The following is a 14,035-nucleotide window of genomic DNA, read 5'->3' on the forward strand; positions in this document are numbered from 1 at the left end:
GCACTGCACAGGTTATAACTTGCCCATATACTAACTAAAAAAATCAGGTGATCCTATGAAAGAGCATGCCAATATACCTCTGAGTGATTTTGTTGAATATCCTCAAGAGGAAATGCTGCAACGTGCTAATGAATACTTAGCAAACACCAAACGCCGTCATTCAATCCGCAGTTTTAGCGACCGCCCCGTCCCTCAGGAAATCATTGAAGCATGTATAAAAACAGCCGCGACTGCGCCAAGCGGGGCAAACCATCAACCTTGGCACTTTGTCGCAATTCATAGTCAAGATGTCAAAAAGCAAATTCGTCACGCAGCGGAAGAGCTAGAGCAATCGTTTTATGAAGGCCGCGCGGGAGAAGAGTGGTTAGATGCGTTGAAACCTTTGGGTACTGACGCACAAAAACCGTATTTAGAACATGCCCCATGGCTCATCGCGGTATTCAGTCAGAAGAAAGGCGGCATCCAAACCGAAGATAAAAATACCAATTACTATGTCCATGAATCTGTCGGACTCGCGACGGGGTTTTTAATTCAAGCGCTGCACAATGCTGGTCTTGCTACACTCACACATACTCCAAAACCAATGAGCTTTTTAACCGATATCTGCGGTCGAGACCGTGACAATGAACGCCCGTATATGTTGCTAATTGCCGGTTACCCCGCTGACGATGCCACGGTGCCAGAGCATGCTCTGGTGAAAAAGCCGTTCGATGATATTGCGACCATTTTATAGCTCAAACACTCACTCACATCTTTCGATGCTGAGTGAGTCATTGTATCTATGGCACTCAATCTCAATACCCGCTAAAAAAGTGCCATGACCAACAAACTAACACCGCGTATACTCAAGGCTCTTTCAGACAAAAAAGTTGATACAGTGACGTGATCAACGCAACCACTTTTTCATCACTTATCATGTAGTAAATCGTTTGTTTCTCTCTACGCGTGCTAACAATGTTTGCCTTTCTTAAACTCGCCAAATGTTGAGACAAAGCTGATTGTGAAAGCAGGACTTTATGATTAAGCTGCCCAACACTCATTTCGTTTTCAACAAGACTGCATAAAATCATCAACCGATGCTTGTTTGCCATCATTTTCAACAAGCTTGCCGCCTGCTCAGCATTGTCTGCCATATTTGCGAGAGTCATGCATCTGCCTATGTCAAATAGTATACCTTTAGTATAGTGTTCTACCGCGCTTCAGTCTAACATTAGAACTTGCTAATATAGTGATAACAAATATACTTAACATTCTATAAGTAAACTATATCAAGGTGCCTCATGCTCACTAGCGTACAAGATGTCTTAAAAACAGTTAGCCCTAATCAACGCTGTATCAGTGCAACACAAGCTAAAGTTGAACTATCAAACAAAGAAAGTTTACTGATTGATGTTAGAGAACCTAATGAGCATCAACAACAAGCTGTAGCACATGCTATGAACATACCCCGAGGGTTGCTTGAATTTAAGCTACCAAATATAGAAAAAGATGCGCAAAAACCCATCTACTTACATTGTGCGACAGGCGGACGAGCCATATTTGCCGCTGAACAGCTGACACGATTAGGCTACCAAGATATTAGTGTTATTACCTGTAAATTTGCAGAGATATACGACGCCTTTAAATAATTTATCTTACGCTCGACTCTCTTTAACACAGTGGTGACGCCTTTTTGTATAAAACTGTAGGGACCCATTAACGCTTCATCACAATTGCTTAATAATTACTCACAGCATCTTCCTTATGCACATGTATAAAATATCTCCAACGTTACAAATGTGCAAAAGGAACCGGTTATGTTTGAAAAAACGAGATTCATAGGAATACTGCTAACCACACAACTGTTACTCGCTGGGTGCAACAGCCATAACGATAACAAAGATCAAGATCCCTTATTAGGTATTTGGAACAAAACAGCCTATGGGGAAGTGTTAGAAATCACCAAAGATAAGATCAGTCGATTCGAGTATAACCAACACGGTTGCATGAACACTCACTCATTTATCAGAGGAACAGCACTCCCTACCGAAATTGACCAACTTAAACGACATTCTAATAACGAATTACATGTTGCTTATCAAGGAGAGTTAGTCATCTCCCGGTTTGATAAAGTAACAGGATTGCCAACCTCTTGCTTAACACCTATAGACACCACCAATGACATATCTGCAGTCCAAACCTTTGACTACTTTTGGCATACATTTAATGATTATTATGCATTTTTTGAATTAAGGAATGTAAATTGGCAAACACAATACGAGACATTTAGACCTCGTGTTACAAATGCAATGAGTAAAGAAGCCTTGTTTGAGGTGCTTGCGGCTATGATTGCGCCGTTAAAAGACGGCCATGTCAGCCTCAGCTCTGACTTTTCAGCATTTTCGGTAGGCAAACCCTCTCCACTATTTGACGCAATACAAGGGTTGGCGAATAGCGCGTTACGACACGGTGAGCAACCCAATGAGCAAGCTGTCACGCACTACATATTGTCTACCTATGAAAATACACTCACTCAATATATCTCACCATCAAGTCTGAATACATTTCCAACGGGTGATACATTGAAAACCTTTATTTGGGGTAAAACCGCTGACAATGTTGGTATATTGACTATCAACAACATGGCGAACTTCCATACGCATCCTCAAGCAACATCGACTGAAAACATGGCTGCACTGGAGCGTCATTTAGATAAAATCATGCTTGATTTGGCCGAAACTGAAGCACTTATTCTAGATATTCGTATCAACACCGGCGGCAGTGATGACTTAGCGTTGACTATCGCACAGCGATTTGCGACCCAAGACATTCTGGCTTTTAATAAACAAGCCATCAACAAAACCGGCTTGGGTTCACCATATCGTTCACTTGTGAAACAACATAATACCCCGTATAACAAGCCTATCTACTTACTTACTAGCCAAATCACCGCAAGTGCTGCAGAAGTATTTGCGATGGCGATGCTACAGTTCCCTCATGTAACTCAAGTAGGTGAAGAAACTTCTGGAGAATTCTCAGATATTCTCTCTTTCAATCTGCCAAATGGATGGGAGGTCGGTCTCTCAAACGAAGTATATCGTAATGCTCAAGGCGAAAGCTTTGAGCAAACAGGCCTACAACCCAATATTGATGTATCCGCCTTTTCAAGCTTTGAACTTGAGTCTAATCGGTTTGAAAGTTATGACCATGTACTGTCTTTATTAAATAAACAAAGCTACCTCCCGATTAGCGTTACGACTTTTGAAGAGCAGGTTAATCGTATTATGTCTGAGCATAACTTACCTGGACTATCGGCTGCAGTGATACATAATGGCTCAACGGTATTTGCAGGAGGCTTCGGTGTTAAAGACTTACAACATTCGCCAGTGTCAGCCGATACGCCTTTTTTCTTGGCATCAGTGACCAAAACGCTAGTTGGCGCCACCCTTGCTCAAGCAGTTCACAATAAGCAAATATTGTTAGACGAGGCCGTCGCGCCTTTATTGCCGTTCCCACTCTTTATACCCGAAGAACAAGCTGAACAAATTTCACTACGCCATCTTATCACCCATACCAGTGGCATAATTGACAACCCGCAAGTCTACAATTGCACATATTACGTGTTAGACAACTATGTAAGCTTATATAACCTAATGACGCAAAGCAGTAACTGCGTTAACCAAGTGAATCCGAGCTTACCCAACTTATTCGAGCAATACTTAACACGTAGTGGAGAATTAAACAGTCCCCAAAATTTCATTCATCAATACAACTTATCTGTTGGTGAGGTCCAAGTTTACTCGAACATCGCAACATCATTAGCAGCGTATGCACTTGAAAAAAAAACCAACGAGTCATTTACTGAACTCTCGCACCGTTATGTATTTTCGCCGTTAAACATGCAAGACACGAGTTGGGGACTCGCTATACCCTCAAACGACGTTGCCCAAAGGCTTTATATAGATCCAGAAACGATGCAACCAATGCAGTTCCCAAATTACCGCACCATTACGTATGCAGATGGCTCTGTTATTTCCACAGTGAACGACCTTACGAAGTTTTTGAAAGCCACAATGAATCAAGGGGTGTTAAATAATAAGCAAGTACTGCCCGCTAAGGTAGTCGAAGATATGCTGTCATCGCAAACAGATGTGCCAACATCAAGCCGAGATATTGGTTACTTCTGGAATTTAGATGGAGCCATTATTCACCACGATGGTGCTGATCCTGGTGTGCTCACCTACCTCATTGGTGATACACATACTCAAAATGGTATTGTTTTACTCAGTAACGGAGATTTTAATTCTGATTCCCATAGCGAAGCACTCTCACAAATAAAAGCACTGGCACTGCGTCTTGCATATACATATCAAAAATAAAGACAATGGCGGGGTAATACGTACCTCGCCAATTTACTACGCTTATTTAACCTCAGGTTTGGATAAGGGTTTTGGAATAGGAAATATTTTGAAAACAAACTTACGTACATTCCAATGATGATATTTTTTTCAATATCAAGGCGCTTTTATGCAGTAATAGCGGGCTATTACAAATGAAAGCAACGCCGAGAGTGAGAAAAATAGCTTTATTGGGCAGATTCGCTTACCCAGAGCTGAGGTTTATTTAGCCTTTATCTCTATTTCCACCCGCCGATTTAACGCACGTCCGTGAGCTGTTGTATTACTGGCAATACTTGAAAACTCACCCATGCCCACGGCTTGCAAACGTCCTGCAGCAATTTCTTGTGCAAGCAAATAATTTTTAATCGTCTCTGCGCGTTGCTCACTGAGGTGTTGATTAAATGCGGTGGTTCCCTCGCTGTCGGTATGACCCGTAATGATCAAGCGTGTTTTATCATACTGATGCATAACATCGGCGATGTCGTTCAACGTACTATAAAAATCTGCAGAGATAGTCGCTTGGTTACTTGAGAAAGTTATTTTACTGGGCATCACGAGTCGCATAGCATTCCCCTCTCGGACAATAGTGACTCCTGAACCAGCAAGCGAGTCATTGAGTGCGGCTTCCTGCCTATCCATATACTCTCCTACAGCTGCGCCTGCGATTGCGCCAATAGCCCCTCCAATAAACACCCGCTTATTCTTATGATTCCCCGTTGCTTTGCCCAATATAGCTCCGGCGGCTGCACCTAAGCTTGCTCCTTTATCTGCCTGTGTCATTTCACATCCAGAGAGCGATAAAAGGCCTGCCCCCATAGCCACATAATACACCATAGCCTTCATATTATTTCTTTCATTCTGATCTCCCATAGGCATGAGTATGCTCAGAACAAATGAATAGAAAGTTAAGCTATGGTGATTCTGGCAGCAGCCTTTTTGGAATAGCAGGTAAATGGTAGGGTGCAATCACTTTATCAAGCGTACCCTGCTGAGCAATATCCACCATTCCCTGCATCAATTGTTTTGCCACTGTCGTTTTGGCAAATGCTTTACTAAATGCCATATGCCCATATATGGTGTTCGTATACCTATATGCGACCTTTTTTAATTTTGAAGTTGGTTGCTCAAGGACACTCATCGCGACTTCCGCCGTGTCTTCAACGGCTATAACAAGGTCAACTCGCCCTTTCAGTAATAAATCAACCGCAACACGCTCTGAAGGCACAGCGACTTTGTTCAGACTGCGATCTTCATTAAACTTGGTAAAATATACGCCTCCACGCATCACGGCAATGCGCTTATTTTTCAAATCTGCGTAGTTATTGACGACAATGCTACTACTTTGCTTAGCGTAAAATACAAAAGAGGATGGCAGTGCCATATAGGCTGGCGTGACAAAACGTATTAGATTATCGCGCTTGGGGGTGCGTATAAGCCCCCCTAATACATCAACTTCACCCTGTATTAGCATTCTCAAACAGCGAGAAAAAGGGCATGGAACAGGCTCTATTTTATAACCTCGCTCTGCGTATGGCTGTAGTTGCGTTAATATATCAATTATCAGCCCTGACACATCTCCCTCATCAGTGATGACACTATAAGGAGGCGCATGATCGATAGCCACATACACTTTATCATGGTCAGCATGTGCAATATTGACTAATAATAGTAGCAATATCAACGTCAATGAGCTGACAAAAGACCATTTCAAATTATTATACCTCTGTTCTTTAATCACAACCTGCAGCACACTTTTATCGCGCTTAAAAGACATAAACTATTTAAGTAAAGGCAACTTAAGCATAGCGAAAAAATACTACATCGCATAGTCACAAAAATGTCATAATTGTATGTAAGGCTGAAGTGCTAACCATAACATAAGGTGAACCATGGTATTGAGTATTTTCTATCAGTTTTTCTTGTTAGGCTGTACAAGTTTTGGTGGTCCAGCTGCCCATCTTGGCTTTTTCAAAAAACACTTTGTTGATAACCTCAAGTGGTTATCAAACGAGCGCTATAGCTCGATGATCAGTTTATCACAAATATTACCAGGCCCAGGTTCCAGTCAAGTCGGCTTTGCTATTGGCGTAGAACGTGCAGGCCTGTTAGGAGGTATTGCAGCTTTTATTGGCTTCACGCTACCTTCTTTTTTAATCATGGTAGTACTGGCTCTAAGCGCAACCCAATTACAAGACAATTTGACTGGCGTCATTCATGGCTTAAAACTCTTTGCCGTGGTCGTTGTCGCCGACGCTATTTTATCAATGGCAAAGAGCTTTTGTAAAACCACCGCACTCAAACTCGTTACGTTTGCAAGTACCTTATTTATACTTATTTCTCCAAGTATATTTAGCCAAATTTGGTTGCTGGTGATTGCTGCATCTATGGGGATGCTCTACCGCTTCAGCCCTATACCCGATAGCACTACATCGAAAGTCGGCAAATGGCACTGGCCTGCCCTCGCCCTTTTCGTCGGGTTATTTGTCCTATCATTTTTCGGTTTCTCAGACTATCTCTATGCGCCTTTTTACCAAGCTGGGGCTTTGGTTTTTGGCGGCGGTCATGTGGTGCTACCCCTGTTGCAAAATAGCGTAGAGCACCTTTCTCAAGAAAGCTTTCTAACCGCTTATGCCGCGGCGCAAGCAGTGCCGGGTCCAATGTTTACTATTGCAACCTATTTGGGTGCTGTGACACAGCCTGATAATGTCTGGTTTGGTGCTATTATAGCAACCCTTGCTGTATTTTTGCCCGGTTTACTACTTATGTATAGCTGCCACCATAGTTGGCATGCATTGAGTAATTTACCAAAATTTGCCAGTGTAACTGCGGCAATTAATGCGGCTGTTGTTGGCCTACTCGCGGCTGCATTTTATCAGCCTATCTGGTCATCAAGCGTTACTAATCTATGGCATATTGCCATTGTCGTTATTGGGTTTAGTTGTATGAAACTGTTCAAGCCACCAATTTGGATGATGTTAATCGCCTTCGCTTCGTTGGGTCTGTTCTTGTCGTGAGTTTATTTGTAGTTGCCCTGATACTGTTTGGTACGGGCGCAACTCAAATTCAGACATTGTAGCTATCATATGGTCCATAATATCGGCTTGTAAGTGTTCATAAAAAACCCATTGCTTATTCACACTAAAACAATAGAATTCAATTGGTAAACCATGGTGTTGAGGCGCGAGTTCCCGCACCATTAGCACACAATCTTGGTTAATATCTTTATGCTTACGCAGATATGCTTCTGCATAACGGCGGAACAATCCAACATTCGTAATGGGCTGTGGTAACTCGCCAACGTCTAAAAGTTCAGGGAACACACTTTGCAACTGCGTCACGCTGGCTGCATTTAACGTAACGACACTATGCATATCTAATAACAACGCCCGTTTTATTCTTCTACCCGCAGACTCTTGCATCGCACGCCAATTCTTAAAAGAATCCGTAATGAGCATATAAGTGGGGATGGTTGTCACCGTGTTATCCCAATTTCTCACTCTTACCGTATTTAGCCCTAAATCAATGACTTCGCCATCAGCACCAAATGCATCTACTTGGATCCAATCACCAATTGTCACCAATCGATTTGCAGCAATTTGAATGGATGCAACCAGCCCCAAAATTGTGTCTTTAAATACTAACAAAGTCACAGCAGCAATTGCGCCAAAACCTGAAAGTATGTAAGTCGGTGATTTATCTAACAACAAACTGATGATTAAAATACTGCAGACAATAAAAGTCATCAATTTAGTAACTTGCACAATGCCTTGTATAGGTACGTCTTTAGCGAATCGCAATTGACTGTAAATCCCATGAGCAAGATTCACTAAGCTGCTGAGTAAAAACCCAGAAATAACAATCAGAACAATTTGGCCCACTGATTTAAAGCTCAATAGCACCCATTCAGGCGCCACGAGCACACGCGGATAAAATGCCAAAAATGCCACACAACTGAGCATTGCCGCCATTCTACCAGTGAGTTTATTGAGGTGCTCTGTGAGCTGTCCCAAGCGCGATGGAGAAAACTTAGTGAGCGTATTTTGAATGGTTGGAAATACCAACCGACGGGTGAATATATATACAAAAATAACGCCGATAAAGCCAATGCTGTTTGCCGAAATAGCACTCAATAAAGCTTCTTTTGGTAATCCATTAAGCCATGGTTCAATTAAGTCTGTTATATGTGCAATACTCATGTTTTAATCACTCCTCATCAGCTTACGCTAATACAATCACCGTATTTCCACATCTTGGTTTTTGAAGGTGAGTGCTGTGTACTCATTAACTGCTGGCACCTAATTAACTAAGGTTTATTGAGAAGCGTATTTACACATGCTCCCCACACCTATCTTGCGGTCTATTTAACGTGCTGTAATTTTTCAAGCTGCTGATCTTTGTCGCTCCATAAACGATTTAATTCTGACTGAAAACGCACTCTAAATTCGTTGTCGTTACTGTAATCCCCTATTAGCTCTTCACTTACAGGCATTACATCAATGTGCACATCTACTCTTTTTACCTTGCCACTGACAAAGTCGATAAAGTTTGGGATCCCGTCTGGATAATGAATTGTCACATTCACCACTTTGTTAATTTGCTCACCCATCGCTTGCATCACAAATGCAATGCCACCGGCCTTTGGCTTTAATAAATGGTCAAACGGACTTTTTTGGCGCTGATGCTTCTCTGGAGTAAAACGTGTGCCTTCCACAAAGTTTACAATACTCACAGGCATAGTTTTAAACTTCTCACAGGCTTTACGCGTTGTTTCTATATCCTTGCCTTTGAGCTTCGGATTTTTACGCAATTGGCTTTTGCTGGTTCGGCTCATAAATGGGAAATCTAGCGCCCACCAAGCCAAACCTAGCACTGGCACGTACAATAATTCCTTTTTCAAAAAGAAATTTAAGAATGGGATCTTTCTATGTAAAACGCGTTGCATAATCACAATATCGACCCAACTTTGATGATTGGCAATCACCAAATACCAATCCTTACGTTTAATATCTTCTAAGCCTGTTATATTTAGCTCAAATGGCGTGATTAAATTCTGATTACAGTTATTGCCTGCAACCCACATGCTTGCACACTCTTTGGCCAGTTTACTGCAAAGTTTTTGCCATATAGGGACTGGTAACAACTTCAATAAGCCAAATAAGAAAATGGGTATAAACCAAACTAACGTATTCAGGGCATACAAGAATAAACTGATAATGCGACGTAACAACGACATTCAATGTTTCCTTTACAACAACCTAAGTCAAAAGGCTAACATCTTGCTACATATGCGAGCCTAATTCATGACTGAGAATAATACCTTGTTTTTATGCTACGAAAAACCTAAGCCAATAAAAAGCTTAATCTTCAAAATAGGTATACCCTGCTAATCCTGCGTTTAATTCAGCTAAATATTGCGCTTTTAAATCATGCTCAATATCCAACTTGCTCACTTGCTCAACAAAATTATTAGACAGTTTTTCATGATCATAATGTACAAATTTCAAAACATCAGCCACGCTATCCCCTTTAATTGCATTGGTTAACGTATATCCTTGCTCCGTCAACTCCACATGCACAGAATCAGTATCACCAAATAAGTTATGTAAATCACCTAATATCTCTTGATAAGCTCCAACCATAAACATGGCTAAATGGTATTGCTGACCAAATTGATAAGGCGGTATTGGCAAACTTGATTCAATTCCCGAGCCTTCAACATATTCTCTGATCTGTCCATCAGAATCACAGGTAATATCTTGGATAATGGCCCTTTGAGTCAATGGTTGGTCTAAAGACTCTATCGGCATTACAGGGAATAGCTGTTGGATCCCCCAAACATCAGGTAATGATTGAAATAAAGAAAAGTTCACAAAAAGCTTGTCAGCCAACTTCTCATTTAAATCATCCAACACTTCGCGGTGTGAACGTGCATTATCGCTTAATGTTTCGCGAACTTGATGCAAAATAGTGAAATACATTAATTCAATTTGTGCCCATTGCGTCATGCTCACTAAACCATGCACATATTGACCATGCGCTTCGCTAAATAAATGCATTGCATCGTGATAAGCCTCTAATGCCAAGCGTGGTGTGATGCGATGGAGTACTTGCCATAACTGGTGCAAAATAGCATGATCACTTTTATTCGGTGGTGTATTTGACGTTTGCTTTGGCGCTTTTTCAATATCAATAACGTCTGTGATTAACACCGCATGATGCGCTGTAAGTGCACGACCTGATTCGGTGATAATCGCAGGATGCTCTAGATCATGTTGGTCACATACATCCGCAAAAGCACTCACGACATTACGAGCATACTCCGCTACCGTATAATTCATTGAGCAAGCGCTTCGTGACCCAGAACCTTCGTAGTCCACACCTAGGCCACCGCCCACATCCACCGTTTTTAAGGGCACGCCTAATCGAGAGAGCTCTGCAAAATGACGGGCACATTCCGTTAATGCCCGTTGAATATCACGAATATTGGCAATTTGCGATCCGATATGGAAATGTACCAAATTCATTAAATGTAGTTTGTTATGACGTTTTAAAGTCTCCACAGCTTCTAATACTTGCCCCGCAGTTAATCCAAACTTACCTTTTTCACCGCCTGTATTCTGCCATTTACCTTTGCCAACTGAGTTTAATCGGATCCGAATACCAATCGCTGGTTCAATGTCTAAGTCGTCAATTTCTTTAATGAGAGAGGTTAATTCAGAAAGCTTTTCAACCACCACGTTAACGTTATGACCCATCGCTTGCCCAATGCATGCAAGACGTAAAAACTCACTGTCTTTATAACCATTACACACAATGGTAATCGCTTTGTTCGTAAGACCTAAAATAGCCATTAATTCAGGCTTAGATCCGGCTTCCAAACCAACTAACCCGCTCGGATGAGCTAATAGTTTACTCACCACCGAACGTTGTTGATTCACTTTTATCGGATAAACACAGGTATAGTGACCTTGATACTGCTTTTGTTCACAAGCCAAGGAAAACGCCTCTGTCATAGTATCAACACGGTGCTGCAGAATATCTGTAAACCTGACTAAAACCGGCAATGTTAAGCCTTCTGCTTTAAATTGTTCAGTCAGTTCGGTCAATGAGATTGCCGGAGTCCTTTTTTCCCCATCCGGGAATGCAACGAGCTCACCTTGATCGTTAATATCAAAATAGCCATCACTCCAATGTGCAACATTATAGATATCTCGCGCTGTCTCTAAGCCCCATTTCATGGCAATCTCACTTACTCAATTTGAAAGGCGTATTTTAATACTAGCGCATACTATTGGCGAACAAAATTCACGTCTCTTTCGTGAAAATACGCTTATATTTTTTCAAAAGTGCGAAAGTCACACTTTGATGCAAAGTTTAGAAGCAATACATATATCAAACAACCGTTAAGCATGCCTCACTTTGTTATTCCTTGTTAGCCAAATCAAAGCTCGATCAATGACAACTCAGATGAAACATGAGCTTTTAGCGAAAATACGCTAAAATAGATTGAGCAAACACGTGCTCACTGGCAAAATTACCCGAATTGAATAGTAAGTGTGAAATATATATGGCAAATCTAGAAGCAAACCGTTGGTTTACCGAAGTAAGTGACCGTGATGGCAGCGCCTTTTCTCTGCGTATCAACAGAAAACTCGATGAGATCCAATCTCCATTCCAGAATGTTGAAATGTATGAAACCACCGACTTTGGCAACTTAATGATAATCGATGGCTGTACTATGGTCAGCAGCAGAGAAAACTTCTTTTACCATGAAATGATGAGTCACCCAGCATTGTTTTCTCACCCAGCACCGAAGAATGTCGTTATTATCGGGGGAGGGGATTGTGGAACCCTGCGTGAGGTTTTAAAACACCCAGATATTGAACGTGTTACGCAAATCGACATCGATGAAGTGGTAACACAAATGTCGCTTAAATACTTCCCCGAACTGTGTGAATCGAATAATGACTCAAGAGCCACCATCATGTTTGATGATGGCATAAAATTTATGAAAGAAGCGGATGCTGAATCTATTGATGTCATTATCGTTGACGGTACCGACCCTGTAGGGCCTGGTGAAGGGCTCTTCAACCATGCTTTTTATACAAGCTGCTTAAACGCTTTACGTACAGGTGGGATCATGATCCAACAGAGTGAATCTCCCCTAATGCATATGCCGCTACTCATTGAAATGCGTGATGCTATGACAGATGTTGGGTTTGTTGACTTACAAACTTTACCCTTTCCGCAACCGATTTACCCAAGTGGCTTATGGTCATCAACGATGGCCCGTAAGGGCGAAGGGTTCTCAGGCTTCAGAGAGCAAGATGCTGATAAAGCACTATTTCATACCGATTACTATAATACAGGCATTCACAAAGGTGCACTGGCAACTCCTAACTTTATGAAACGCGCATTTGCCAAATAGCACTTGAAAAACGGACCCCATAAATACAAAAAACCCAAGCAATCGCTTGGGTTTTCTGCAAATGAGCCACTATCATCTAGAAGTGCTTACTTATGATACTGCGCACTAAATTCGTGAACTGCATTAATAAAAACGCCCGCATGCTCAGGATCCACTTCCGGAGTAATACCATGGCCCAAATTAAAGACATGGCCATTGCCTTCACCAAATCCAGCTAGAATGTGCTGAACTTCTTCACGAATACGCTCTGGCGTACCATGTAGCATTGATGGATCCATATTACCTTGTAAGGCAACCTTATCACCCACGCGACGTTTAGCATCACCAATATCAATTGTCCAATCCAAGCCTACTGCATCACAACCAGTCGCTGCAATCGCTTCGATCCACTGACCCCCGTTTTTTGTAAATAGCGTTACGGGCACTTTTCGACCATCATTTTCACGAATGAGACCGTCTACAATCTTATGCATGTATTGCAATGAAAACTCTTTGTAATCGCGAGGACTTAAGACACCTCCCCATGAATCAAAAATCATTAACGACTGTGCACCCGCCTTTACCTGCGCGTTCAAGTAATCAATCACTGAATCCGCTAATTTGTCTAACAGCAGGTGCAATGTCTTAGGCTCAGCAAACGCCATTTTCTTTATTTTTCCAAAGGTTTTACTACTGCCCCCTTCCACCATATATGTGGCAAGTGTCCAAGGAGAGCCAGAAAAACCAATCAAAGGCACTTCACCTTTTAATTCGCGGCGAATTGTACTGACCGCATTCATCACATAACCCAGCTCATCAGTAGGATCTAATTTGGGGATTTTCTGCACATCAGCCAAAGAACTAATAGGGCGTTCAAACTTAGGCCCTTCCCCAGTTTCAAAGTACAAACCAAGGCCCATTGCATCTGGAATAGTCAAGATGTCGCTGAACAAAATAGCCGCATCGAGTGGATAACGACGCAACGGCTGCAAAGTAACCTCACATGCCAATTCTGCATTTTTACACAAGCTCATAAAATCACCTGCTTGTGCGCGAGTTGCACGATACTCAGGTAAATATCGACCTGCTTGGCGCATCATCCATACTGGCGTGACATCAACAGGTTGTTTCATTAACGCACGTAAATAACGATCATTTTTCAATTCGCTCATAGCGGCTCTCAATTCCAAAGCTTTAAAAATTGAGCAGATTGTATCATCATCCACGCAAACGCTCTATTAAAAGCAAG

General features: G+C 41.9%; 12 protein-coding genes. 5 read left to right on the top strand and 7 right to left on the bottom strand.

Features of this window, described 5'->3' with window-relative positions:
- The first annotated feature begins 55 nt into the window (after positions 1–55).
- Entirely contained in the window at positions 56–733 is a 678-nt protein-coding gene (locus J8M01_RS13990; protein ID WP_211058402.1) for a nitroreductase family protein, read from the top strand.
- A 112-nt stretch (positions 734–845) separates the two neighbouring features.
- Here J8M01_RS13990 and J8M01_RS13995 read toward each other — a convergent pair whose 3' ends face one another.
- Positions 846–1,148, bottom strand: a complete 303-nt coding sequence (locus J8M01_RS13995; RefSeq protein ID WP_211049727.1) for a metalloregulator ArsR/SmtB family transcription factor — start codon at positions 1,146–1,148, stop codon at positions 846–848.
- A 132-nt stretch (positions 1,149–1,280) separates the two neighbouring features.
- Here J8M01_RS13995 and J8M01_RS14000 point away from each other — a divergent pair, with 132 nt between their 5' ends.
- Both J8M01_RS14000 and J8M01_RS14005 read left to right on the top strand, forming a co-directional pair.
- Positions 1,281–1,628 (top strand): rhodanese-like domain-containing protein, encoded by a 348-nt coding sequence (locus J8M01_RS14000; RefSeq protein WP_192506015.1) that lies wholly within the window; start codon positions 1,281–1,283, stop codon positions 1,626–1,628.
- Between the two features lie 168 nt (positions 1,629–1,796).
- Complete coding sequence (locus tag J8M01_RS14005; RefSeq protein WP_211058403.1) at positions 1,797–4,358, top strand: serine hydrolase; 2,562 nt, start codon at positions 1,797–1,799, stop codon at positions 4,356–4,358.
- Between the two features lie 240 nt (positions 4,359–4,598).
- Here J8M01_RS14005 and J8M01_RS14010 read toward each other — a convergent pair whose 3' ends face one another.
- On the bottom strand, positions 4,599–5,222 hold the full coding sequence (locus J8M01_RS14010) for an OmpA family protein (protein ID WP_210996847.1): 624 nt from the start codon (positions 5,220–5,222) through the stop codon (positions 4,599–4,601).
- A 67-nt stretch (positions 5,223–5,289) separates the two neighbouring features.
- Positions 5,290–6,090: a transporter substrate-binding domain-containing protein gene (locus J8M01_RS14015; protein ID WP_247671137.1), complete on the bottom strand. Its 801-nt coding sequence runs from the start codon at positions 6,088–6,090 to the stop codon at positions 5,290–5,292.
- A 178-nt stretch (positions 6,091–6,268) separates the two neighbouring features.
- Between J8M01_RS14015 and chrA the strand changes: the two genes are divergently transcribed.
- Complete coding sequence (gene chrA, locus J8M01_RS14020) at positions 6,269–7,393, top strand: chromate efflux transporter (protein WP_211049718.1); 1,125 nt, start codon at positions 6,269–6,271, stop codon at positions 7,391–7,393.
- On the opposite strand, the gene J8M01_RS14025 is transcribed toward chrA, so the two are convergent.
- The 3 genes from J8M01_RS14025 to speA form a co-directional block, all read right to left on the bottom strand.
- Positions 7,355–8,575: a mechanosensitive ion channel domain-containing protein gene (locus tag J8M01_RS14025; RefSeq protein WP_192506019.1), complete on the bottom strand. Its 1,221-nt coding sequence runs from the start codon at positions 8,573–8,575 to the stop codon at positions 7,355–7,357. The two genes, chrA and J8M01_RS14025, sit on opposite strands and share 39 nt — an antisense overlap.
- Before the next feature lie 161 nt (positions 8,576–8,736).
- On the bottom strand, positions 8,737–9,612 hold the full coding sequence (locus J8M01_RS14030; protein WP_192506020.1) for an acyltransferase: 876 nt from the start codon (positions 9,610–9,612) through the stop codon (positions 8,737–8,739).
- A gap of 124 nt (positions 9,613–9,736) precedes the next feature.
- Positions 9,737–11,617: a biosynthetic arginine decarboxylase gene (gene speA, locus J8M01_RS14035; protein WP_211058404.1), complete on the bottom strand. Its 1,881-nt coding sequence runs from the start codon at positions 11,615–11,617 to the stop codon at positions 9,737–9,739.
- A gap of 329 nt (positions 11,618–11,946) precedes the next feature.
- Between speA and speE the strand changes: the two genes are divergently transcribed.
- Entirely contained in the window at positions 11,947–12,807 is an 861-nt protein-coding gene (gene speE / locus J8M01_RS14040) for a polyamine aminopropyltransferase (RefSeq protein ID WP_211058405.1), read from the top strand.
- Between the two features lie 86 nt (positions 12,808–12,893).
- Here speE and hemE read toward each other — a convergent pair whose 3' ends face one another.
- Positions 12,894–13,958 carry a uroporphyrinogen decarboxylase gene (gene hemE / locus J8M01_RS14045; protein ID WP_192506023.1) on the bottom strand — a complete coding sequence of 355 codons (1,065 nt, stop codon included), beginning with the start codon at positions 13,956–13,958 and terminating at the stop codon, positions 12,894–12,896.
- Positions 13,959–14,035: the final 77 nt, after the last annotated feature.

It is taken from the genome of Pseudoalteromonas sp. MMG005 (assembly GCF_018101015.1).
In the GTDB taxonomy this organism is placed as follows: Bacteria; Pseudomonadota; Gammaproteobacteria; order Enterobacterales; family Alteromonadaceae; genus Pseudoalteromonas; species Pseudoalteromonas aurantia.

Coding starts and splice junctions, on each gene's coding strand:
- J8M01_RS13990 (WP_211058402.1), top strand. CDS start 56: ATGAAAGAGCATGCCAATATACCTCTGAGTGATTTTGTTGAATATCCT.
- J8M01_RS13995 (WP_211049727.1), bottom strand. CDS start 1,148: ATGACTCTCGCAAATATGGCAGACAATGCTGAGCAGGCGGCAAGCTTG.
- J8M01_RS14000 (WP_192506015.1), top strand. CDS start 1,281: ATGCTCACTAGCGTACAAGATGTCTTAAAAACAGTTAGCCCTAATCAA.
- J8M01_RS14005 (WP_211058403.1), top strand. CDS start 1,797: ATGTTTGAAAAAACGAGATTCATAGGAATACTGCTAACCACACAACTG.
- J8M01_RS14010 (WP_210996847.1), bottom strand. CDS start 5,222: ATGAAGGCTATGGTGTATTATGTGGCTATGGGGGCAGGCCTTTTATCG.
- chrA (WP_211049718.1), top strand. CDS start 6,269: ATGGTATTGAGTATTTTCTATCAGTTTTTCTTGTTAGGCTGTACAAGT.
- J8M01_RS14025 (WP_192506019.1), bottom strand. CDS start 8,575: ATGAGTATTGCACATATAACAGACTTAATTGAACCATGGCTTAATGGA.
- J8M01_RS14030 (WP_192506020.1), bottom strand. CDS start 9,612: ATGTCGTTGTTACGTCGCATTATCAGTTTATTCTTGTATGCCCTGAAT.
- speA (WP_211058404.1), bottom strand. CDS start 11,617: ATGAAATGGGGCTTAGAGACAGCGCGAGATATCTATAATGTTGCACAT.
- speE (WP_211058405.1), top strand. CDS start 11,947: ATGGCAAATCTAGAAGCAAACCGTTGGTTTACCGAAGTAAGTGACCGT.
- hemE (WP_192506023.1), bottom strand. CDS start 13,958: ATGAGCGAATTGAAAAATGATCGTTATTTACGTGCGTTAATGAAACAA.